Here is a 22,935-nt window from a genome sequence, read left to right as displayed (position 1 = left end):
GTGCGGTTGCCGGGTCCGGTGAGGGGCGCCCGGTGGCCGTTAAGCCTGCCGGCAATAAACGCTCCTTTCATATTCATTTTCAAAACCGGTGTTGCCGGATCATTAGAGAAGCAAACTATGTCCTATTCAAATCACAATCAATTATCAAAAGGAATGCGAAACGCTCCTTTAAAATATCAACCTTACCCACAAGTCCAACTTAAAAATCGTCAGTGGCCAGATAAAAAAATCGAAAAAGCACCAATTTGGTGCTCTGTAGATTTGAGAGATGGCAACCAGGCTCTGATTGATCCTATGGGACAAGATCGTAAAGAACGCATGTTCCGTTTTCTCGTTTCAATGGGTTTTCCTGAAATTGAAATTGGATTTCCTTCGGCATCTCAGACAGATTTTGATTTTGCGCGCTGGTGTGTTGAGCATGGTGATGTGCCTGATTATTTAAGTTTACAGGTTTTGGTTCAATGTCGACCTGAATTGATCTCCAAAACTTTTGAGGCTTTAGATGGAGCTCTACATCCAATCGTCCATTTTTATAACTCAACAAGTGAATTACAGCGCCGTGTTGTTTTTGGTAAAGATGTTTCTGGTGTAAAACAAATTGCTACTGATGCAGCCAAAATGATTATGGATATGTCTACAAAAACATCGAACGGATATCGATTTCAATATTCTCCAGAGAGTTTTACCGGCACTGAATTAGAGGTGGCTTTGGAAATATCCAATGCTGTGATTGAAATTATTAATCCCACCCCTGAGAATAAAATGATTTTAAATCTTCCATCAACGGTTGAAATGTCGACACCCAATATCTATGCCGATCAGATAGAATGGATGTGTCGCAATATTGATCGGCGTGATGGTGTTGTCATTTCTCTTCACCCCCATAATGATCGTGGAACAGGTATTGCTGCAACTGAACTGGGCCTAATGGCTGGAGCTGATCGTGTGGAGGGCACATTATTTGGTAATGGTGAACGCACAGGGAATGTTGATATTGTAACATTGGCTTTAAACATGTTTACACAAGGGATTGATCCAGAAATTGACTGCTCAGACATTGAAAAAATGAAAGAAGTTTACGAATATTGCAATCAATTGGTAATACCAGAACGCCACCCTTATGTGGGAGAACTTGTTTATACAGCATTTTCTGGATCCCATCAGGATGCTATTAATAAAGGTATGAAAGCGATTAAAAAATCAAATAAATCGTTATGGGAAGTCCCATATTTGCCGATTGATCCGCAGGATGTCGGGCGTTCTTATGAAGCGATTATCCGTATTAATTCGCAATCTGGAAAAGGTGGAATTGCCTATATTTTACAACAAGACTACGGTCTTAACTTACCGCGTGACTTACAGGTTGAATTGCGCACGATCATTCAAGATATTACCGATAGAGAAGGAAAAGAACTCTCATCACAGCGTATTTATGATGAATTTACAAAAGCTTATATTGATCAAAAAGATGCACGTTTAAATTTTGTAGATTATTATACAAAAACCGATAGTGCTGATCGCCATAAAAGCATTGTCAGTGCTGATATTACCGATACTGGCACCATACATCATATTGAGGGACAAGGAACTGGATTGGTCGATGGCTTTATAAATGGACTATCCCATTATCTCAATCTGCCATTATCTGTCATAAATTACTCCGAACATTCCCTGCAACAAGGATCAGATGCAACAGCGATTTGTTATATGGAAATTCATTCGCCTAAAGGTAAAGCGTTTGGTGTAGCAATTGATGACAATATAGCGAATGCTTCTTTAGCTGCAATTATTTCAGCCGCAAATCGTCTTTTAAAATAATGTAGATTTACTCAATCAACCGCAAGACGGGTTCTTGCGGTTGAATTGGATTTTTAGTGTCTCATAGAATTGTTTAATACTTTGATTTTTTTGAATAGCATAGATTTTGTATACGATATGCATCCAATCAATAAAGAATATCTTCTTCAGTACACTCAATCTCATTATTTGTATTGATAATTGTATAACGTTGTAATTTACATTTCCATTTATCATTTTGGCGAGAAATAGAAAACCAATTGTAATTGGCAGGTGGTTTATGCCCACTAAAACTTTGTGAAGCAGATGAGACGCCAACTACGGGTATTTTTCTTTTTTTACCTTGTATATAATGCAATGTAGGAAGATGGGTATGGCCATGTAAAATTAAATCAGCACCCTGATTTTGAATAGTGGTTTGAAAACGTTGAATGCCCCAAAGTTTTTTATGCCAATATGTTGCCTTTCGAAATGGAGGATGATGAATCATAACAACACGGAAGAATTTTTTTTCTGTGGCTTCATTGAGAAGTGTTGCGAGATGCTCTTTTTGCTTCGAGCCAAAATATCCTGAAGCTTGAAAAGGTGGTGTTGCTATAGCAGATGATGCACTAATGATTGCAACATTGTCACGTATTCTCATAAATGGAAATGCATCATTCCAAGAGGTTTGTAAATCGCCTTTAATCCATGGTGAGAAAATGTTGCAGGCCTTATCAAAACTTCCGCGAACATATGCATCATGATTACCAAATGTTAAAGAGATATCATTAGGGCTGCCTTGTTTTAAAAGCCATTGACGAGCCTGTGAAAATTCATCATCAAGTGACAAATTAACGAGATCACCTGAAATGAGAAGATGGTGAGGCTTTTTTGCTTTTAAATTTAGCATGAGAGCATTAAGTGTCTCTATGCCCATATTTGTCTGACGATTTTTTTTCCAATTCATATAGCCAGTTAATCGTTTACCAAACAATTCTGCCACCGATGGATTTGGTAGCGGAGCAAGATGTATGTCAGATATATGTGCTAAATAAAACATAGATAACAGCATAAACGGCTCTTAAAAATAGGCAATAAAAAAGAAGGCTATTTAGCCTTCTTTCTTGAATTAAAAAGACCTGCATCGTTAATTACATCGATTATCCTTATTGATGTTAAAATCGATAAGTAACATTCGTACCGATAAGCCAAGGATTAAGTTTAGTTTTTGCGCTGATGTGAGGATCTAGTCCAAGTGCGTCTGCGGTAGCACTATTGATTTTACCGTGCCAATCGAAGCGCAAATATAATTTTTTTAGATCGAATTTAAAACCTCAATGCTGTTTAAGCATATAATCAAAACCAGCTTGTAATGCATAACCCCAACTATTATCAATATAAAGATAACTTAAACCGATACCAGCATTGTTTTCATTAGCATCTGTTTGGTAAAAGATTGTGTAATTTACACTCGCACCAATATAGGGTTTAAAATTTTCCAAATTTGTAACATAATATTGTAAAGTCAATGTTGGTTGTAGAATCCGTATTTTCCCGAGTATTCCAGAACCAGCAGATGTTAAAGATCCTGCCCCTTCTTACTAAAAACGATGAGTCCTATCTTTAAAGCAAAATCTGATTTCGCATTATAATAAGAATCTCCTTATTATAAATCAATATTACCAAGCGTTAATATCAAACGACTTTACTATACGAGCAAACTACATATCTTGAAAAATATAGGTTTTTGAAGGACACTGTTACGTTTATATTAAGTTCTATGTTAAATTCTAAAGAAAGATACCATTAAGTGTTTAGTTAAATACAAAATTTTTTAAACTATGAACGAGAGTAGCAAAATACTGAGTAGATCAAATTAAAACTTGGCTCTTAACCCCATTGTCCCATTAAGCGAGTAGCTATCACCGAAGTCAGTGAATGAGGCGCGGCCATCAATCTCACCGTAGATAGGATAGGAATCATCCTGCCAATTATAGAAAACTCCCATACCAAGACTATGCTAAAAGTGATCTGAACGATTGCGGAAGTCAACATTTGTAATCGAAACTTATGTAGCATTCAGGAATTCATAGTAAAGATTGCCTATGCCATAGGCTTTTAAACGGCGTGTATTTCCTGCTTCAGACTTCCATGCCTTTTCTTGGTTGAATGCAAGGCCTAAACGACCAGTCTACGCATCACCATCATCTCGGCTGACATGCACATTATAAGCATCGTTAAAACTATCAAAACCCAAAGCATTGTGGGAAAGCTTTACCTGCGGTGTCATCGTCCATTCTTGATTAAGTGTAATCTTCCTGCCCGTTACAACTGACAAAGCATAGCCTATTCCATCATCATTATTGATAAGCTCTCGACGGTTTAACCAATCTAATTTAATAGCTGTATCATACCACATAACCTGCGCCACACTATCAATATAAATTCATTGGCACCATACCAAGTTAATGTACCCGCAAGTCCATAGCCATCTGTTTTAATCGAACCGTGATCATAAGGTGAAAACACATCCGCCTTAGCATGTCCATATTGCACAGAGGCAACGCCGATAAGCTTACCAGCATTGTTTACTGTGACTTCGACGTCAAAGCCAATCTGTGTTTTGATTATATCAAGATCATAGTTGCTGCGGGTTTTATTAACATTGGAATTGATGTGAACAGCAGAGCTTTCTATCTTTATCCAAAAACCACGTTTTTCATTTTCATTGTTGATTGCCGTCGTTTGTCTATCAGAATTTGTTCCAATCCATGTGAGTTTACCAATGTGCGGCTCCAATATGCTAAGCTTGTTTAATTGTTGCAAGACTTGAGGATAGACCCCATTTAGTGCTACTGAGGGTTAATAAAATGATCATAGACACCAACCACAAAAAATATTGCCATCCTTATTATCAGCATAGAGAAAATAAGCATAGGCACCACTCAAGACTGCTCCCTGTCCTTCAAAGCTATAATCACTTTTCAAAGAGAAGCTATCTTTAGAAGATGCACCGTCCATCTTAATGACTTGGATACTATCACCAGTGGTTAAAGCACCAAGACCACCACGATTAACAACCTGACGTAAGATTTTCCTGAGCTATTTGTAGTAATGTGCAAAAAGTCTGTCGGTGAAGTATCATCACCTAACACTAAGCCTAGTATGATAACACCATAGGTTCTTTGATTATTTCCATTCACTGTTAATATTATAGATGGAGTCTGTTCGCTTAAAAATTGATCAAACCAGCATTTTTACATTACCAAAACTAGAATTTGAGACAAATTAATTATTACCGGAATTATTGACCGTTTCATTTGTTACATTTATTTGATCAAGGATAATTTCACTAGACGTCGAGTTATTTACTATCGATTTTTTGAAATCTATTGCACTAGCAAGATACATTGATGAGTTATTATTGATTGTTAGACTAGTATAAATAGATTCTTTTATGTTTCACGATCAAAAATTATAGTACCATTATTAGTAACCAGTCCACCTTTAAATTTATTACCGTATGAATAAATCTTTGATTCTTTAGCGCATACTCTCATGTCGATATTTTCGCCTGTATTGTTCCTAAAACGTGACATGTTATTTTTGCTGATAAGTTCTGTAATTCCAATCATTGTAATATTGTCTGCAAACACCACACCGTCACTTTTATCGCTAAGAATGGCTTGCCCTACGTATTATTTGAAATGTGCATAACGCCTGAACTTTCATAAGAAACATTAGCACCAGTAGCATTATAGTTTTTAATCGTTAATATATCCGTTTCACGATTGATAATTTGTGCTCCTGATGCAATATTGCTATAGATCGTCATCGGATCCTCCTTTATGATCGTGATAATTTTGATGACTTCTATGAATGCGAGAGGTTTAAGGCGTACTATCTTTTATACTGGTCACTTAAATAGTTAGGGTAAGGTGGAAAAGCTTAATCTTAAATTTTTGACTGAATCATAGCTTTATTTTCAATGATAAAATATCAATTTTAAAATAATAATTTCGATGTTATTTTGACAAATCTAAAATTCTAGTAAGAAGGCTTTCATTTGTAAACTATATTGAATGGCATAGACGATGTCGCTGACAACACACTGATCATCGACACGGGCAACTCCGTGTGACAATGAAAAAAAGACCATATGCGTGCCATTTGCTTATCGCTTAATAAAAATAAAACATTCATTAGCCTTACTTCCATAAAACCAATAATTTACAAATTAAGTAACACGAGAATCTAAAAAATAATAAGTTTTGGGCCTAAATAAACTATCGATTGGTATTTATTTAAATGTGCTCAATTTACATGAATGAGATTTTCAACATGAAATGTGATGATTTTGTTGCAATTTATATGTTTACATTTTTTAAAATTTCTTTAGTGAATTATATAGACGTGTTTCTCGTCTTCAATAAGAATAAAATATACGCTAAAGATAAAAGTAAGGCTTGATGTTTGCAACGAACCAACGACGATGAAAGAAATTTATAAACCCCAAAAAGGGTTATTTTTCTTTTAATGTGTTGCTTCGTGGAGTTGTTATGGTGTCTTTATCGCAAGCGGCTTCGTCAAATGACGATGGAATAAAAAATAAAGATGAATTTATTGTTTTAAATGAAACACAGTTTCATCTAGAGTCTATTAATCGTTTGAATGCTGAGGCATTTGGTCCTGCACGTTTTACACGTGCCGCTCATCTTCTCCGAGAAAAGGGTGGGCATGATTTAAACCTTTCATTCATTGTTGAGTATAATAGCCAAATCATTGGCACTATCCGCATGACACCCGTTAAGCTTAGTGACTTAGAAGGTTATCTATTAGGACCGATTGTGATCGCACAGGATTTTAAAAATGAAGGTTTAGGCAGCCAACTTATTGTGCGTAGTATAGAAAGTGCGAAAAATCACAATGCTGATTTTATTATTCTTGTCGGTGATGAACCCTATTATCGTAAATTTGGATTTAAAAAAGCTTTATATGAAGATATTAAAATGCCCGCACCTGTAAATCCTGAACGTCTTCTTATTTTAGAACTCAAACAAAATAGTATTGAAAAGGCTATTGGAACACTTAAGCATCGCATGTCATTTTAAGAAAAATATCAGTCTCTATCACCATTGATTATAGACTTAAAAAGTTTTCTAATGACTTTCTCGATACCACATACTCATAAAAAGAAAAATACAAGCAAGAAGAGCGGTCATTCCTGAAAAAAGTGAAAACTGTACGCTATCAACCACGCGTGTTTGTTGCGCTTCATGTAATCGAAGAGTGTGTTGAATATTTGATTGTATTTTTATGTCATTTTTGACGACATCAATTTGGGGTAAATCAATATGATCTTTTGAGCTTTCATGCAGCCGGCTTATACTTCCACCCGTTTCATTTACAAATGGTTTTAATTTTTCTTTTGTTGAAATTAATTCTGAAAATTCGGGTGAATTCATGGGACCGACATGTGCGATGGTTGTTTTGTCGCCATTCTTTATTTCAAAAAGTCCCGTTTCGTCAGTGTCGAGACGTGCAACAAAAACACCTTCTTGTTCTTTTGTTAAAGGCAGCGTGATGGTTTTTCCAGAGGGATAATGAATGTCAACGTCATCAGCTTTATCAGCCATTGTTTGACGACGTATCATAAGTGTTTGACCTTTACTATTGGCCGTTAAAGCTTCTTCTTCTAAATCTTGCTCCTTCATCAACCAATGGGCCAAACGTCGATAAAGCGTTGCATAAGGACCACCACCCTCGAATCCACGCGCCCATAGCCAACCTTCATCGGATAAAAGCATGCCGACGCGACCCTTTCCGATATGAGAAAGTAGCATTAAGGGTTTATCATCAGCACCACTCATTAAAACAGTACTGTCGCCATTGTTTTGAATAGCGATTTGGCGCATCCAACGGCCCCATTCTCGATTTGAGGATCCAGAATCTGTCAATCCTCTGGTAACAGGATGACGCTCACCTTGTTGTGTCAATTGGGGTCGATAAGGCTTTTCTATGACCTCGCCTGTTGGTAGAGCAGGTAATACACTTATTAAAGGGGTACGTGCTAAAGATGTGTTACCAGAAAATTCAGGTCCCGTTGCCATAAGAAGTGCACCGCCATTTTTAACATATTGAGCGACATAATCATAATATAGTAACGGTAAGACATCGTAATGTTGATAGCGATCAAAAATAACAAGATCAAAATCATTAATTTTATCAACAAACAGCTCTGTTGTTGGGAAAACAATCAATGATAATTCATTTAAAGGTGTGTTGTCAGATTTGGTTGAAGGACGAAGAATAGTAAAGTGAACGAGATCAACACTTGTGTCACTTTTTAAAAGATCACGCCATATACGGGCACCATTATAAGGCTCGCCTGAGACCAAAAGAACGCGAAGATTTTCTTTGATACCTTCAACAATGGCAACCGTTTCATTATTTTCAGTTGTCAATTCACCGTCTATTTTTGAAACGGAAGCTTGAATAATATTTTTTCCAACTTTTGGCAGTGTGATTGAAAATTCAGCATTTGTTTGGTTGTTTAAATTTATAGCTCGGATATGTTCGCCATTCACAGTAATGGAAAGCGTAACAACGGAATTATGAGGCGGAAATTGTCCTTTCTCATCGATTTTAAGCGTAAATTTTGTGGGTTGATTTGTAAAACCAAAACGAGGCGGTTCGACAAATTTTATTTCACGATCAAACTCATCTTTTTGTCCTGTAATGAGCGCATTGACAGGATGTTGTGCAAAAACACTAGTGGCATTTTGGGGAATATCATGGACTTGCCCATCCGTGATCAAAATAGTTCCTGCATAAAGTGCATTTGGTACGTCTGAAATTTCTTGGTTAAGAGCACTAAATAATCTTGTCTCAATAGCTTGATTGTTATCAGCTTCACCATGAACTTCAATGAAACGGGGATGAAATTGCGGATAATTTTTCAATGCCGCTTTAAGCTCTGCCAATGCTTCATCTGTATCTTTTGTGCGCGTTCCGTAATTTTGGCTCGGTGTACGATCAATCACGACACCGACGATACTTTCGAGTGGTTCCGTTTTCTGTCCTATAATAATAGGATTTAAAAGAGTAATACCTAAAGCCACAAGTGCTAACGACCTAAGAAATGAACCTTTTTTACGTATAATGAGTGCAACAAAAACAAAGAGTGCGGCTATACCAATAATTATAAATGCCCAAAAAAATGGAAGAACGGGCTGAAAAGTGAGTGACTGATTCATTTCTGTCTCTCTTGATCTAATCGTTCCAAAAGTGCAGGCACATGAACCTGATCGGCCTTATAGTTACCAGTGAGTGTATACATAATAATGTTTAAACCACCACGAAACGCCCAAATGCGTTGCATTGGGTCATCTGGTACAAGAGGAAATGTCCATGACCCTTTCCCATCATGCGACCATGCACCTGCCATATCATTTGCCGTGATTAAAATTGAGCTTATGCCGTCTCCTGAATAAATCGGACGATCATCTCTTGTTGCCATTGCAGAAGATTCAATCCATAAGGGCGAACCACGATAGCGTCCAGGAAAATCAGGCATTAAGTAGAATGAACGAGAAATGACATGTTCAGGAGGCGTTTGTTCCAAAGCAGGAATATTAAGACCTGATAAAATTTCACGCAATCTTTGTGTATTTGGTGTGGCCGATCCCTCCAAATTTAGTCCTGCCGTTATTTGATCTCTTGTGTCAAATAAAACTGTACCGCCATAAAGCATATAGGCATTTATTTTTTCTATGGCTTTTTCACTCGGTATGGTTGTTTTCGCATCAATTGGCCAATAAATAAGTGGATAAAAAGCCAATTCATCCTTATCAAGATCCAGACCAGAAACTGCACCAAAGTCTATAGTCGTGCGCGCTTCGACAAATTGGCTTAAAGATTCCAGTGCTGTCTTACTTATATTATCAATCTGACTGTCACCTGTTATGACATAGGCCAGATGGGTTTTCCCAGCCGATTGTACTAGAATTTGATCCTTTTGTGATAAGTCTTGAGCATGAACTGGTGTTGGATAATAAAGGGGGAATACAACAGAAATACTTATACCGATAATTAGTAGACTTAGGATATGGCGGCGTTTTTTAAAAAAACGTCCGACACCAAGAATAAGCAGACTATCGAGAGCAAATAAAAGTGCTGCGAGAATAAGAAGGGGGCCATGTAAGCGGATTTCATCACCAGCACTATAATCAAGAATTTGGCTGTTTTTACCAAAAGATGCATAATCAAGAGGTAAAAATTTTGATGTTTGATCGAGCAAATTTAAAGCATATAAATTATTTTCACGACCGTAAAATCCAGGAGGATGATTATAATTTGGCAATGAGGCTTTATCCGTCAATAATAAAGGAAGAACATGAGATCCAGCCATTTCTAACTGCCCTTGCCCGTTAAGTACGCGCCATGGCTGACGACTAGAGTTTTGATTAACGTGTTCTTCTTGTAGGTTTTCATCATATACAGCACTGAATTGAACAAGCTTTTTGAGCATTTCAACGAAGAATCCTGATAAAGGCAATGTTGTCCATGAAGGTTCAGGCGCTGTATGAATAAAAATAAGCTTACCTTTTCCAAGTGTGCTTGCAGTCACAAGTGGTGTTCCATCATTCAGACTAAGAAGAGTTTTATCAAAAAGTGTAGGAGAAGGTTCAGCCAATATTTGCCGTGAAACTGTTACATCTTCTGGAAATGGAATATCAGAAAAAAGACTATTTTGAGTGAAAGGTGCCAGTTTTTGAGGACTTACCCAAGACATAATGCCCCCCAATTGTCTTTCACCATGGCGTAATTCTACAGGGAGTAAATGATCATGTGTTGATGCATTGGCAAGATTGTTTCCTGCAAAACGAATAAGTGTTCCACCATTTTGAATAAATTGGTTCAATTTATCTTCGGTATTTTGGGGCATATTAACAACATCGCCCAAAACAAAAATAGATGGATTTTGATTGAGCAATTTTTCAACATCATCACTAAAAACTCCACCGCTTGCTGTTATAAGATCAGCCTGACCTTCTAATGCTTTTATAACATAGTAAAGCGGTGCAAGAAGTGGTTGTGTTATTTCATTGGCTGAAGAGGATAAAATCGCAACGCGAAAAATACGTTCTCTTTGGTCAACAAGATAGGTGCTTGCAGCATTATTTTGATGATCAATGCGAATCATAGCGGCATCATTGCGCAATTCTAATGGCAAATAAAAATAAGCTTGTGATTGTGTTTCACTTTGTTTGAATTGAGTTTGTGCATCGCCAAGACGTCTGTTTTTTTGATCATAAATGCCAAGGTTGAGCGTTTTGTCTATTTTTGTATCACTACGAATGATTGTTGCAACAAGCGCATCTTTTTCGCTTTTCAATGTGTTTATACCATAAAGCTTAGAGATATCAGACGTGTAAATTAAAAGTGAATCACTTGCTATTTGTTTGATTTTTTCAAATGCTTCTTGGTCTTGTTGTGTTTTTAAACCATCGGTGAGATACGCAATATCTACCTTTTCTGCATCTACTGTTTCAAGCAGTTTTTCAATGATAACAAGTCGATTTGGAGCGATTGGTTGAGGTTTTAGTGTCAATAAACGGTTTTTTATTGCTTCGCCACTTAATGGGCGCATATCTTGATTACTGCCATCAGCTGTGGTGGCCAAATAAACCAATTGTTGAGCGCGAATGGCTTGATCAATCAAAATCGTTGCTTCCTTGATAAGATTTTGCCAATCATGATTTGAAGCCCAACTGTTATCAATAATCAGTGCTAATGGGTGATTGTTATTTATCTCAATCGCCTTTGGTCTATAAATGGGATTGGCAAGGGCGATAATCACAAGAGCAGCCATTATAAGCCGCAATAAAAGAAGCCACCAAGGAATTTGACTGGGGGTTGTATGGCGCCCAGTGACTTTGAGGAGTAACCGCAAAGGTGGAAATATTTCTGTTTGTGGCGGTGGTGGCGTGATGCGTGACAGCCACCATATTGCTGGTAAAATTAAAAGACCAAGTAAAAGAAAAGGCGCACCAAATGCCATTATAAACGCTTCCTATAGCCTATTGCCTCACTCATTGTGAGCGTCAAACGAGAAAGAACATCGCTGACAGGGCGATTGGTTTTACTTATGTGATAACTCCAACCATTTTTACTGGCAAATTGAGTAAATTCACTGCGGCGTGCCATATAAAGATGCTGATAAGCATCGTGATAATCTTCTGCGCGCTCTGTCAGAAGTTTGGTACCTGTCTCAGGATCGAAAAATTCAGTGCGCCCATTATAAGGAAAGCGTTCTTCCGCCGGATCGCATATCTCGATAAAATGAAGATGCAGATTTCGATCGGTCAATGCCGAAAGCTTTTTGATAAGAATGTCAGGATCATCAATAAAATCACTGATAAGTACGAGATGCGCAAATCGGTTCATATCGTTAAAACTTGGCAAAGTTTTATGATTGTTATGATCTGTTTGCAACTGCTTTGGTTTTATAAACTCTTGAGCAATACGATCGCTTATATTGCGTGACGTGGTAGGTATAATATGATCAGGTACACCAATACGCTCACCTTTTGCCATAAAAACTTCTGCTAATGTTAAAGCAATTAAAAGCGCGCGTTCAATTTTGCTTGTTTTTGAAAATTGTGATTGATAGTCCATGGAAGCAGATTGATCTGTCCAGATCCAAATTGTTTGTGCTGATTGCCATTCAAAATCACGAACATATATTTGATCATCACGCGCTGAGCGACGCCAGTCTATATGTGAGATATCTTCACCCTTATTATAAGGACGAAATTGCCAAAAATTGTCCCCTTGACCGCGTTTGCGCAAACCATGCAAACCAAGACTTAAATGATTGGCAATTTTACGTGCTTCTAATAAAAGGTCAGGTAGTTTTTCGGCTTGCACACGTGCCTGTTCAGACACGTGAGACAAAGAACCCAAAGTGGTGGATGTGCCAATCGCCATTAGATATTTTCTTTCACGAGATCAGCAATAATATCATTTATTTTTAAACCTGCCGCACGTGCATTAAAATTAAGTGCCATGCGATGCTGTAAGACTGGTAATGCGAGTGCTTTGACATCATCAGGTGAAGGTGCTAAGCGCCCTTGATATAAAGCACGGGCGCGTACGCATAATGAAAGCGCTTGTGAAGCGCGTGGTCCGGGGCCCCATGCTATGTGGTTGCGCGCATGATTATTATTGCCATCAGGACGCGCAGAGCGCACCAAACGTAAGATTGCTTCCACAACATTTTCAGATATAGGCATTTGGCGTACGACGTTTTGAATGAGTTGCAAGCGCTCACTTGAGAAAACAACTTTTGCTTTTTCTGCCTTTTTTCCCGTTGTTTCAATAATGATACGTCGTTCGGTATCAATATCAGGATAATCAATGTCAATTTGCATTAAAAAGCGATCAAGTTGTGCTTCAGGCAAGGGATAGGTTCCCTCCTGTTCAAGCGGGTTTTGTGTTGCTAAAACATGAAAAGGTTGGGGGAGATCATAACGCTCACCGGTCACGGTAACATGATATTCTTGCATCGCTTGTAGCAAAGCTGATTGCGTACGTGGAGACGCACGGTTAATTTCATCTGCCATTAAAAGTTGCGTAAAAAGCGGCCCCTTAATATAACGAAAGGAACGTTTTCCTTTGCTATCACTGTCCATGATTTCTGAACCAACAATATCTGATGGCATAAGATCAGGTGTAAATTGAATACGCTTTTGTTCAAGCCCTAACACAGTTCCCAGTGTTTCAACAAGACGCGTTTTTGCTAGACCCGGAACGCCAATTAATAAAGCATGTCCCCCTGCTAAGATTGCCGTGATAGCATGTTCAATCACGCTTTCTTGTCCAAACACAGCGTGACTAATGCTTTGACGCAATTCTAACAGTTCACGATGCAAGCTATCTATATCGTCAACACTTAATGATTTATCATCACCTTTGCTGTTTATTTTTGCAGAGGGGGATGTCTTTGCTTTGCGCTCCATCGTTTTTCCTTAAGATTTTAGCGATAAAAAATCGAATGCAATTTTATACACATAACAGTTGTCACTGTGAACAATTTTACGACGAAAAAATGCTCCATATATTTTGAGCTTATAATCATAACACTTTCATGTCTTTGAACATTGACGATTTCATGTCTTTTAACAAAAAAACAATAGAAAAGAAGGACTATCCACTCATTACTTGATAAAAATTATCAACCATCATCACAATCAATCATGGTGAATGATTTTAATATATTTGGCGGTGCTTTATTATGCTATAACAGCGATATGTCTTGTTTGCTGTGATGTTATGTGTTTTTAAATCTTTATCAAAATTTTATTTTTTGATGAGGAAGTAAGAAGATTAATATGTTTTTATAATAAGATTAAGTGATGAAACATGAAACGTAACCCAAAAATAATTCGAGATGGTTTTGAATGATAGATCACGTAACAACACGAAATATTGGATCAAATATTGAATGGTTGAATGATAAAACAGTACAAAAAGTGCTTTATTGTTTGTCAAAAAATGATGAAGAGGCACGTATTGTTGGTGGTGCTGTGCGCAATCATCTTTTAGGGCATCCTATTAAGGATATTGACATTGCCACGACATGTAAGCCTGATGAGATCATAAAACGTGTTGTGCAAGCAGGCTTTAAAGCTATTTCGACAGGCTATGCATTCGGTACAATTACAGTTGTTGGATCAAATCAGGCTTTTGAAGTCACAACTTTGCGTCTAGATGTTGAAACTGACGGTCGCCATGCAAAGGTTATATTTGGTCGTGATTGGCTGATTGATGCCAAACGCCGTGATTTCACAATGAATGCGCTTTATGTTGATGCTCATGGAACGCTTTATGATAGTGTTGGTGGAATTATAGATATTGAAAAACGCCTTTTGCGTTTTATTGGTGATCCAGATGAGCGCATCAAAGAAGATTATTTGCGAATATTACGATTTTTTAGATTTTTTGCTTGGTACGGACAAGGACGTCCAGATGCAGAAGGTTTGAAAGCTTGTTCGCGTTTGAAAGAAGGATTAGCAAGCCTTTCGAGCGAGCGCATATGGATGGAATTAAAAAATTTGCTTCAGGCTCCTGATCCATCCAGGGCGTTGCTTTGGATGCGCCAAACAGGGGTGTTAACGGTTGTTTTGCCAGAAACAGATAAATGGGGGATTGATTCTATACACGCTCTTGTTGAAACAGGTGCAGTCAATGGTTGGAAAGATGATCCCTTATTAAGACTGGAAGCAATGGTACCTCCAGATCCTGATCGTTTAAAAATGATGGCAAAAAGAATGCGTTTTTCAAATGCTGAAAAAGCACGACTTATACAGTGGAGCCACTGTTTGCCAATGAAGGCTGACTGTTCGGATATTGCTTTAAAAAAGATTATTTATCGTTATGGTCGGCAGTCGGTTATGGATCGGCTGGCTTTATCTTTGTCAGCTGCGCGTGCGCGTGCCGTGAATGATGATCAAGCTTTACTAGAAGCTGGCCATTATGCACGCCTTTACGCCATTGCAGAAAGTTTCGAATGTCCGCTTTTTCCTGTTAATGGTGAAGATTTAATAGCACTTGGCTATGAAAAAGGACCATTATTAGGGGACGCCTTGAAAAGGCTTGAAAATATTTGGCTTGAAAGTGGATTTTCTCTATCAAAAGAAAAACTCATCAACACTCTATCTTTAACTTAAAAACACAACAATTGTAACTTTTATGCCCATTTTACAGCAGGTGGCATGGAGGATAATATACTATCAACATTACCTCCTGTCTTTAAACCGAAAAGGGTGCCGCGATCATAAAGAAGATTAAATTCTACATAGCGACCACGCTGAAATAATTGCGCTTCACGTTCATTATCTGTCCATGGTTTATTGAAATTTTGTCTGACAATATGAGGATAGACAATATTAAAAGTGCGTCCTACATCTCGTGTAAAATTAAAATCGGCATCCCACCCACCTGCTTCTTTTGTGCTGTGGAGCCAATCATAAAATATGCCACCAATTCCTCTTGGTTCATTGCGATGTTTGAGAAAAAAATAGTCATCACACCATTTTTTAAATTTTTCATAATCAGCCACTTTTTTATGCTTGGCACATAAAAATTCAAAAGCTTGATGAAATGTTTTAGAATCAATATCACTTTGTGTGCGCCGTTTGGCAAGCATAGGGGTAAGATCAGCGCCGCCACCAAACCATTGTCGTGTTGTAACGATCATGCGTGTATTCATATGTGCAACTGGAACGTGAGGATTTTGTGGATGTGCTATGAGTGAAATACCGCTTGCCCAATAGCGTGGGTCTTCTTCTGCACCGGGGATTTGCTTTCGAAATTCAGGAGAAAATTCACCAAAAACAGTTGACGTATGAATGCCGACTTTTTCAAAAACACGCCCTTTCATAATTGACATAATGCCGCCACCGTTAAGACCTTCCGACTTTTCCCATGGTGTTTTGATGAAACGACCAGCTGGATAATCATGAAATTGACCTGTTAATTCATGTTCTAATTTTTCAAAAGATGAGCAAATTGTTTCTCTTAAAGATTGAAACCAGCTTTCTGCTTTTTTTTTCTTGTCATCAATATCAAGAGGCATATCGTCGGCAATAGAGTGAACGGTCATGTCTGAAAAGATCCATATGTTTGTTTAAAGTGAATCTTCGTCATACATACGGATTAAGAAGACATTTGTCCAATATTTGAAGGAAGTTTTAATTGTCGCAGGGCTTCACCTGTGGACATTGCGACACTTAATGCAATATTTATCGAGCGTGCTTCAGATTGCATCGGAATAGTGACTTCTGCATCAACACAGTTGTGAATAGTTTGCGGAACACCTGCCGATTCTCGCCCAAAGAGTAAAATATCGCCTTTTTGATACGAAAAATCCGTATAACTTTGAGACGCTTTGGTCGTTAAAAGAATAATACGACGATTTAAGGCTTTCATACTATCGACAAAATGTTGCCAATCTAGATGTCGCTGTAGCGTTGCCAATTCAAGATAATCCATACCAGCACGTTTAAGATTACGGTCTGATAAGTTGAAGCCTGCAGGTTCAATAATATGGACTGACACACCAAGACACGCACCAAGACGTAAAATTGTCCCTGCATTGCCTGCAATATCTGGTTGGTAAAGGGCGATATGAATGCTCATATTATAGCTGATAGTCTTTATTTTCACTTTTTGTAAAGACTGTTATTCCGATTTTAATAGGTGATGTGTAAAAAATGCATGGCAAAGCAATAGAATTTTATGAAAAAATAAGTTATAAGATTTTTCAACAATAGAGAAGGGAGGTTTACAATGTTTCTCAAAATTTGGGTCTTTGTAGGTTTTTATTCTTTATTATCTGCTTTGATAAAAAAAATGTCATAAATTAAGTGACAATCAAGCCGACTTTGGTCAGGTCAAAGCGCCTGAAATGTTTTGGTATCGACCATGCTAAATCATTCCTCGATAATCGAATTGTTTGCATAACTTTGTGAGCCGCAACATTCATTTGTCTCTTAACGGGGCCGGATGCGTCTGCAAGTAACGCAATTTTTACGTCATGATTCATGACGCTGTTTTGTTTGATATATCTTTTGGTAACGCGAAAATCGAGGTTGGGTTCCAAGAGATTTAAAGGAGATAGACCATGTTTGGATGGTTTGAACGACGTTTAGAAGCTTTTCCAGAAGAGGCACCCCAACACCCACCACAGGGCTTGGTTGCTTTTTGTCTGCATTATACAAAAGGTGTTTGGCCTTGGCTTATTGTTATGGCCATTTTTACTGCTTTAACAGCGATTATGGAGGTATCACTTTTTAGTTTTTTAGGCACAATTGTGGATTGGCTAAACGATGATGCACGCGCAACTTTTTTTCAGACACAAGGCATGAAACTTGCTTTGATCGGCGTTGTTGTTATCGTTTTTTTACCTCTGGTTGTTGCCTTACATAACATCGTTATGCATCAAACATTGCTTGGAAATTATCCAATGCGCATTCGCTGGCAAGCCCATCGCTATCTTCTTGGACAATCCATGAGTTATTTCCAGAATGAATTTTCAGGAAGAATCTCGGCTAAGGTGATGCAAACGGCATTATCTGTGCGTGAATCTGTTATGAAACTTTTTGATGTTTTAAATTACGTTATTGTTTATTTTGCAGGTACTTTGATCATTGCAGCTTCTTCTGATTGGCGTTTAATGATCCCTTTTATTTTATGGATGTTGGCCTATATTGGCTTGTTACGATATTTTATTCCTAAATTACGTGTTGCTTCAGAAGCTCAAGCAGATGCACGTTCGCTTATGACAGGACGCGTTGTTGATTCTTATACAAATATCGCAACAGTAAAGCTTTTTTCTCATAATGAGCGTGAAGAATCTTTTGCGCGTGAGGGTTTTGAAGCTTTTCAGAAAACAGTCCATCGTCAAATGCGTCTCATTTCAAAATTTTCAATAAGTGTTTATTTTGCCAATAGCCTTTTATTATTTGCAGTGGGTGCTTTAGGGATTTTTCTTTGGCAACAAAATTCTATACTTGTTGGAGCTGTTGCTGTTGGGATTGGTCTTGTTTTACGGCTGAACGGTATGGCACAATGGATTATGTGGGAAATGTCAGCTTTATTTGAAAATATCGGTATTGTTGAAGATGGCATGCGTTCTATTGCACAAAAACGTTTGATTGAAGATAAGCCAAATGCAAAGACATTACTTGTTCGTCGCGGTGAAATCCGTTTTGAAAATATTGGATTTCATTATGGAAAATCGAATGGCGTTCTTGAAAATTTAAATCTCACCATAAAACCAGGACAAAAGGTAGGTATTGTAGGACGTTCGGGTGCAGGAAAATCAACAATGGTCAATTTGCTCTTGCGTTTTTATGATGTCGAAAAAGGGGCTATTTTCATTGATGGGCAAAATATTGCCGATGTTAGCCAAGAAAGTTTGCGCGCCAATATCGGTATGGTGACACAAGACACCTCACTTTTGCACCGTTCGCTTCGCGATAATATCCTTTATGGGCGTCCAGATGCAAATGAAAACGATATTTTGTACGCAGTCCGTGATGCCAAAGCAGATGACTTTATTGACGGTTTACGAGATCATAAAGGCCGTGTTGGTTATGAAGCATATGTTGGTGAAAGAGGAGCACGCCTTTCAGGTGGACAGCGTCAACGTATTGCGATTTCACGTGTTATGCTCAAAGATGCACCAATTTTGATCCTTGATGAGGCAACATCTGCGCTTGATTCGGAAGCAGAAGCTGCAATCCAAGAAAATCTTACGCGTTTGATGCAAAATAAGACTGTTTTGGCAATTGCTCATCGTTTATCAACAATTGCTCAGATGGATCGTTTGATTGTTATGGATAAAGGTAAAATCGTTGAAGATGGTACGCATCAGGAATTGCTTGAAAAAGGTGGGATCTATGCACGTCTTTGGAAAAGACAAATCAGAGGAACACTTGATTTTGGCGAAGCGGCTTAATCCGTCACACTAAACATAAAAAAGGCTGCCGAGAGGTAGCCTTTTTTCTTTTATGGTGTAGACAAAATGACGTAGAATGATAGACAATTAATTGTATTTATAATTACAAACCTCATATTGTCCGAATTTAATCATGACAAAACAAAACCGACGCGATTTTTTATTCCTTGCTACTGGAACTGCTGGTGTCATTGGCGTGGGTGCTCTCGCGTGGCCTTTTATTGATCAATTACGTCCTGATCAATCAATTCTTGCAAGTGCTTCGGTAGAGATTGATCTTACGGGGATAGAAGAAGGCATGTCTGTAACTGTTAAATGGCGTGGACAACCTGTTGTTATTCGTAATCGTACGAAAAAAGAAATGGATGAAGCGCGTAATTTTGATATTGATGGGCTAAAAGATCCATGGGCGCGCAATCCCAATCTCACACCTGAAGCCTTCGCAACGGATGAAGCGCGATCAGCTGGAAAGGGGCGTGAAAATTGGTTGATTATGATCAATCTTTGTACCCATCTTGGCTGTGTTCCAATTGGCCAATCAGGTGCTTATAATGGCTGGTTTTGTCCTTGCCATGGTTCAGCCTATGATACTGCAGGTAGGGTGCGTAATGGACCAGCCAATCAAAATCTTGCTATCCCTCCTTATAAATTTTTGTCCGATACTTTATTGCAGATCGGATAATGGATATGAAAAATCACCCTCCCTATCATCCGAAATGGCGTCTTGCACGCTGGTTTGATGAGCGTTTGCCGCTTCCACGTTTACTTTATAATGCTGTTATCATTTTTTCTGTGCCACGTAATTTAAATTATTTTTATACTTTTGGTGGTATTTTAACACTTATACTTTTATCACAGGTTTTAACAGGTATTGTGATGGCTATGCATTATGTGCCTGACATTGATTTGGCCTTTGATGCGCGCGAGCGTTTTATGCGTGATGGTCAATTTGGTTGGCTTTTTGGACCATGGCATGCTGTAGGTTCTTCTTTCTTTTTTATTGCCGCTTACATTCATTTGGCTCGGGGTCTTTATTATGGTTCGCATAAAAAACCTCGTGAATTGGTATGGATTATCGGTGTTTTGATTTATCTGGTGATGATGGCGACTGCTTTTTTGGGCTATGTTTTAGTTTGGGGGATGATGTCAACATCGGCTGCGTCTGTTCTGTCAGGTTTTTTTAAAGCTGTACCTTTTATAGGTGTGTGGCTTCAAGAAACGCTTCTTGGTGGTTTCAGTGTGGGACAGCCAACACTCAATCGATTTTTTGCCCTTCATTATCTTTTTCCCTTTGTGCTAGTTCTTTTAGTCGTTTTTCATATTTGGGCGGTGCATCATGTTGGGCAAAACAATCCCACAGGAATTGATATCCAATCAAAAAAAGAGACAGTGCGTTTTTCGCCCTTTGCAATGGTCAAAGATCTCTTTGCACTCAGTGTTTTTTTAATATTTTTTGCATGGTTTTTGTTCTTTATGCCCGATTATATGGGACATCCAGATAATTATATCGTAGGCGATACAATGACTACCTCGACTCATGTTGTGCCTGAATGGTATTTTTTGCCATTTTATGCGATGCTTCGCGCTATTACTGCAGATTTTGGACCCATCTCTTCGACCTTTGGTGGCGTGCTTGTTTTAGTAGGATCGGTTCTGGTTTTATTGTTTGTACCCTGGCTTGATCGTTCAAAAGTTAGATCAGCACGTTATCGGCCTATTTATAGAGTCTGTTTTTGGCTTTTTATTTCGGATGTTGTTTTGCTAGGCTGGTTAGGATCACGACAGATCGATGGTCAGATGGTCTTTTGGTCACAGATTGCAACAGCATATTATTTTTCTTTCTTTTTAATCATCATGCCCCTATTGGGAAAATTTGAAAAAAATAAAAAAATACCCGCTTCTGTCTGGGAGGATATACAAACAAAACACAATAATGGTCGGAAGCTATGGTAAAAAAAAGAATTTTATTATTTTTTATCTGTATCTTAAGCTTTGTACCAAGTTTAGATATTAATGCACAAAGTGAAAATGTTTCACAAAACACACATGAAGAGCATTATCCGTTACTTTTACCTGAAAAACAGTCTTGGAGTTTTTCTGGTCCTTTTGGCACTTATGATAAAGCACAATTGCAGCGTGGTTTTAAAATTTATCGAGAAGTTTGCTCGGTTTGCCATTCACTAAAATATGTAGCTTTTCGTGATTTGAGCGCTCTTGGGTATAGTGCGCAAATGATTAAAACACTAGCTGCTGAATATGAGGTTTTGGATGGTCCCAATAGTGAAGGGGAAATGTTTCATAGAAAAGCATTGGAATCTGATTATTTTCCTTCACCTTATGAAAATGATGAAGCTGCAAAATTTGCTCATAATGGTGCAAATCCCGGTGATTTATCTCTTATGGCAAAGGCGCGTGCCGCACCACGCCCATTTCCGGGATTTATTGGTGACCTTTTGACCAATTACACAACTGCTGGTTCTGATTATATTGCTGCGCTTTTGCAAGGATATCAAGATGCCTCAGATCATGTGATAATTGCAGATGGAAATTGGTATAATCCTTATTTTTTAAAAGGAAAAAGCCTTGCTATGCCACCGCCATTAAGCGATGATATAGTCACTTATGATGATGGTACAGCTCAAACAGTTGACAATTATGCCAAAGATGTCTCAGCTTTTTTAATGTGGGCGGCGGATCCTCATATGGAAACACGAAAGAAAACAGGTTTTCGTGTAATTTTATTTTTAATTGTCTTTTCTGGCTTAGTATATGGTGTAAAAAGACGCATTTGGAATGAATTGGATACTGAAACTCATGCTCAATGAAACGCTTGAAAACACCTTAAGAAACGCTATTCGTACAATCGATAATTATCCGAAAACCGGTGTCAAATTTCGTGATATTTCAACGCTTCTTGGCAATGCTGGTGTTTTTCGACGCTCTATAGATGCTTTGGTTTATCCTTATGTCGGTTTAAAAGTGGATAAAATTGCTGGTATCGAAGCGCGAGGGTTTATCTTAGGTGGTGCTGTTGCCCATCAATTATCCTCGGGATTTGTTCCAATAAGAAAAAAAGGCAAATTACCTTATGATACCGTCCGTATTGCCTATAGTCTTGAATATGGTATTGATGAAATGGAAATGCATCGAGATGCTATTAAGCCTGGGGAGAAGGTGGTTCTCATTGATGATTTAATTGCCACGGGTGGAACGGCTGTTGCTGCGGCAGAATTATTAAAACAAATGGATGCGGATATTGTGGCTGCTTGTTTTATTGTTAATCTTCCCGATCTTGGTGGCGCACAAAAATTGCGTGATCTTGGTGTCGATGTTCGAACACTTATTTCTTATGATGGTCATTAATTTACTTTGTGATGATCAGAAAAATTGTTGATTTGGCATTAGTGTATCCTTTCATACAATCGTTTCATCTTCGAAGAAAATGCATAGTCATAATTGTTTATGTTCATTATATTTAGTTTTTTTTGGTAGGCTTAAACTCTTTGTATTCTTTATAAGTTTTTTTTATAATTTAGCTTGAGCCTTGTAAGCTATTAATTTTTTAATAAAAATCAAAGATAAGCCTTTTCTTATTTTTTTAACAAATAAAAAGCGATGGAACGATTCTT

At 38.0% G+C, this 22,935-nt stretch carries 17 protein-coding genes and 1 pseudogene; 8 read left to right on the top strand and 10 right to left on the bottom strand.

The window, feature by feature from the left end; genetic code table 11:
* The first annotated feature begins 117 nt into the window (after window positions 1-117).
* Window positions 118-1,818: a 2-isopropylmalate synthase gene (gene leuA, locus ME5_RS08960; RefSeq protein ID WP_008040390.1), complete on the top strand. Its 1,701-nt coding sequence runs from the start codon at window positions 118-120 to the stop codon at window positions 1,816-1,818.
* Window positions 1,819-1,945: 127 nt separating this feature from the next.
* Here leuA and ME5_RS08955 read toward each other — a convergent pair whose 3' ends face one another.
* The 4 genes and pseudogenes from ME5_RS08955 to ME5_RS10670 all read right to left on the bottom strand — a co-directional run bounded on the left by ME5_RS08955 (window position 1,946) and on the right by ME5_RS10670 (window position 5,614).
* Window positions 1,946-2,851 (bottom strand): metallophosphoesterase family protein, encoded by a 906-nt coding sequence (locus ME5_RS08955; protein WP_008040388.1) that lies wholly within the window; start codon window positions 2,849-2,851, stop codon window positions 1,946-1,948.
* Between the two features lie 262 nt (window positions 2,852-3,113).
* A complete protein-coding gene (locus tag ME5_RS08950; RefSeq protein WP_081485901.1) occupies window positions 3,114-3,341 on the bottom strand; it encodes an OmpW/AlkL family protein in 228 nt (75 codons plus the stop codon).
* Window positions 3,342-3,970: 629 nt separating this feature from the next.
* Window positions 3,971-4,872: pseudogene (locus ME5_RS08940) on the bottom strand (autotransporter outer membrane beta-barrel domain-containing protein).
* A 598-nt stretch (window positions 4,873-5,470) separates the two neighbouring features.
* Window positions 5,471-5,614 carry a hypothetical protein gene (locus ME5_RS10670; protein ID WP_008040381.1) on the bottom strand — a complete coding sequence of 48 codons (144 nt, stop codon included), beginning with the start codon at window positions 5,612-5,614 and terminating at the stop codon, window positions 5,471-5,473.
* A 724-nt stretch (window positions 5,615-6,338) separates the two neighbouring features.
* Here ME5_RS10670 and ME5_RS08930 point away from each other — a divergent pair.
* Window positions 6,339-6,890: a GNAT family N-acetyltransferase gene (locus tag ME5_RS08930; RefSeq protein WP_008040380.1), complete on the top strand. Its 552-nt coding sequence runs from the start codon at window positions 6,339-6,341 to the stop codon at window positions 6,888-6,890.
* A gap of 48 nt (window positions 6,891-6,938) precedes the next feature.
* Here ME5_RS08930 and ME5_RS08925 read toward each other — a convergent pair whose 3' ends face one another.
* The 4 genes from ME5_RS08925 to ME5_RS08910 are packed head-to-tail and all read right to left on the bottom strand — an operon-like array spanning window position 6,939 to window position 13,802.
* Window positions 6,939-9,035: a glutamine amidotransferase gene (locus ME5_RS08925; protein WP_008040379.1), complete on the bottom strand. Its 2,097-nt coding sequence runs from the start codon at window positions 9,033-9,035 to the stop codon at window positions 6,939-6,941.
* Entirely contained in the window at window positions 9,032-11,842 is a 2,811-nt protein-coding gene (locus ME5_RS08920) for a DUF4159 domain-containing protein (RefSeq protein ID WP_008040378.1), read from the bottom strand. Before ME5_RS08920 ends, ME5_RS08925 begins: the two co-directional genes overlap by 4 nt.
* On the bottom strand, window positions 11,842-12,771 hold the full coding sequence (locus tag ME5_RS08915) for a DUF58 domain-containing protein (protein WP_008040377.1): 930 nt from the start codon (window positions 12,769-12,771) through the stop codon (window positions 11,842-11,844). Before ME5_RS08915 ends, ME5_RS08920 begins: the two co-directional genes overlap by 1 nt.
* Window positions 12,771-13,802, bottom strand: coding sequence for an AAA family ATPase (locus ME5_RS08910; protein WP_008040376.1), 1,032 nt, complete (start codon window positions 13,800-13,802; stop codon window positions 12,771-12,773). Before ME5_RS08910 ends, ME5_RS08915 begins: the two co-directional genes overlap by 1 nt.
* A gap of 441 nt (window positions 13,803-14,243) precedes the next feature.
* On the opposite strand from ME5_RS08910, the gene ME5_RS08905 reads away from it, so the two are divergent.
* On the top strand, window positions 14,244-15,512 hold the full coding sequence (locus tag ME5_RS08905) for a CCA tRNA nucleotidyltransferase (RefSeq protein ID WP_008040374.1): 1,269 nt from the start codon (window positions 14,244-14,246) through the stop codon (window positions 15,510-15,512).
* A 20-nt stretch (window positions 15,513-15,532) separates the two neighbouring features.
* Here the strand turns inward: ME5_RS08905 and hemF are convergent, their stop codons facing one another.
* Together hemF and ME5_RS08895 are read right to left on the bottom strand one after the other, a co-directional pair.
* Entirely contained in the window at window positions 15,533-16,447 is a 915-nt protein-coding gene (gene hemF, locus ME5_RS08900; RefSeq protein ID WP_008040372.1) for an oxygen-dependent coproporphyrinogen oxidase, read from the bottom strand.
* Between the two features lie 53 nt (window positions 16,448-16,500).
* Window positions 16,501-16,983, bottom strand: coding sequence for a tRNA (cytidine(34)-2'-O)-methyltransferase (locus ME5_RS08895; RefSeq protein WP_008040371.1), 483 nt, complete (start codon window positions 16,981-16,983; stop codon window positions 16,501-16,503).
* Window positions 16,984-17,467: 484 nt separating this feature from the next.
* Between ME5_RS08895 and ME5_RS08890 the strand changes: the two genes are divergently transcribed.
* The 5 genes from ME5_RS08890 to ME5_RS08870 all read left to right on the top strand — a co-directional run bounded on the left by ME5_RS08890 (window position 17,468) and on the right by ME5_RS08870 (window position 22,669).
* On the top strand, window positions 17,468-19,306 hold the full coding sequence (locus ME5_RS08890) for an ABC transporter ATP-binding protein (protein WP_008040370.1): 1,839 nt from the start codon (window positions 17,468-17,470) through the stop codon (window positions 19,304-19,306).
* Window positions 19,307-19,439: 133 nt separating this feature from the next.
* Entirely contained in the window at window positions 19,440-19,988 is a 549-nt protein-coding gene (gene petA / locus ME5_RS08885) for a ubiquinol-cytochrome c reductase iron-sulfur subunit (protein ID WP_008040369.1), read from the top strand.
* Between the two features lie 5 nt (window positions 19,989-19,993).
* Window positions 19,994-21,259 (top strand): cytochrome b, encoded by a 1,266-nt coding sequence (locus tag ME5_RS08880; RefSeq protein ID WP_008040368.1) that lies wholly within the window; start codon window positions 19,994-19,996, stop codon window positions 21,257-21,259.
* A complete protein-coding gene (locus ME5_RS08875) occupies window positions 21,253-22,131 on the top strand; it encodes a cytochrome c1 (protein WP_008040367.1) in 879 nt (292 codons plus the stop codon). The genes ME5_RS08880 and ME5_RS08875 overlap by 7 nt, the downstream gene beginning before the upstream one ends.
* A complete protein-coding gene (locus tag ME5_RS08870; protein ID WP_008040366.1) occupies window positions 22,121-22,669 on the top strand; it encodes an adenine phosphoribosyltransferase in 549 nt (182 codons plus the stop codon). The genes ME5_RS08875 and ME5_RS08870 overlap by 11 nt, the downstream gene beginning before the upstream one ends.
* Window positions 22,670-22,935: the final 266 nt, after the last annotated feature.

This window comes from Bartonella tamiae Th239 (genome assembly GCF_000278275.1).
Taxonomy (GTDB): domain Bacteria; phylum Pseudomonadota; class Alphaproteobacteria; order Rhizobiales; family Rhizobiaceae; genus Bartonella; species Bartonella tamiae.
The sequence above is the reverse complement of the archived record's forward strand: the minus strand, read 5'-3'. Positions and strand labels throughout refer to the sequence as shown.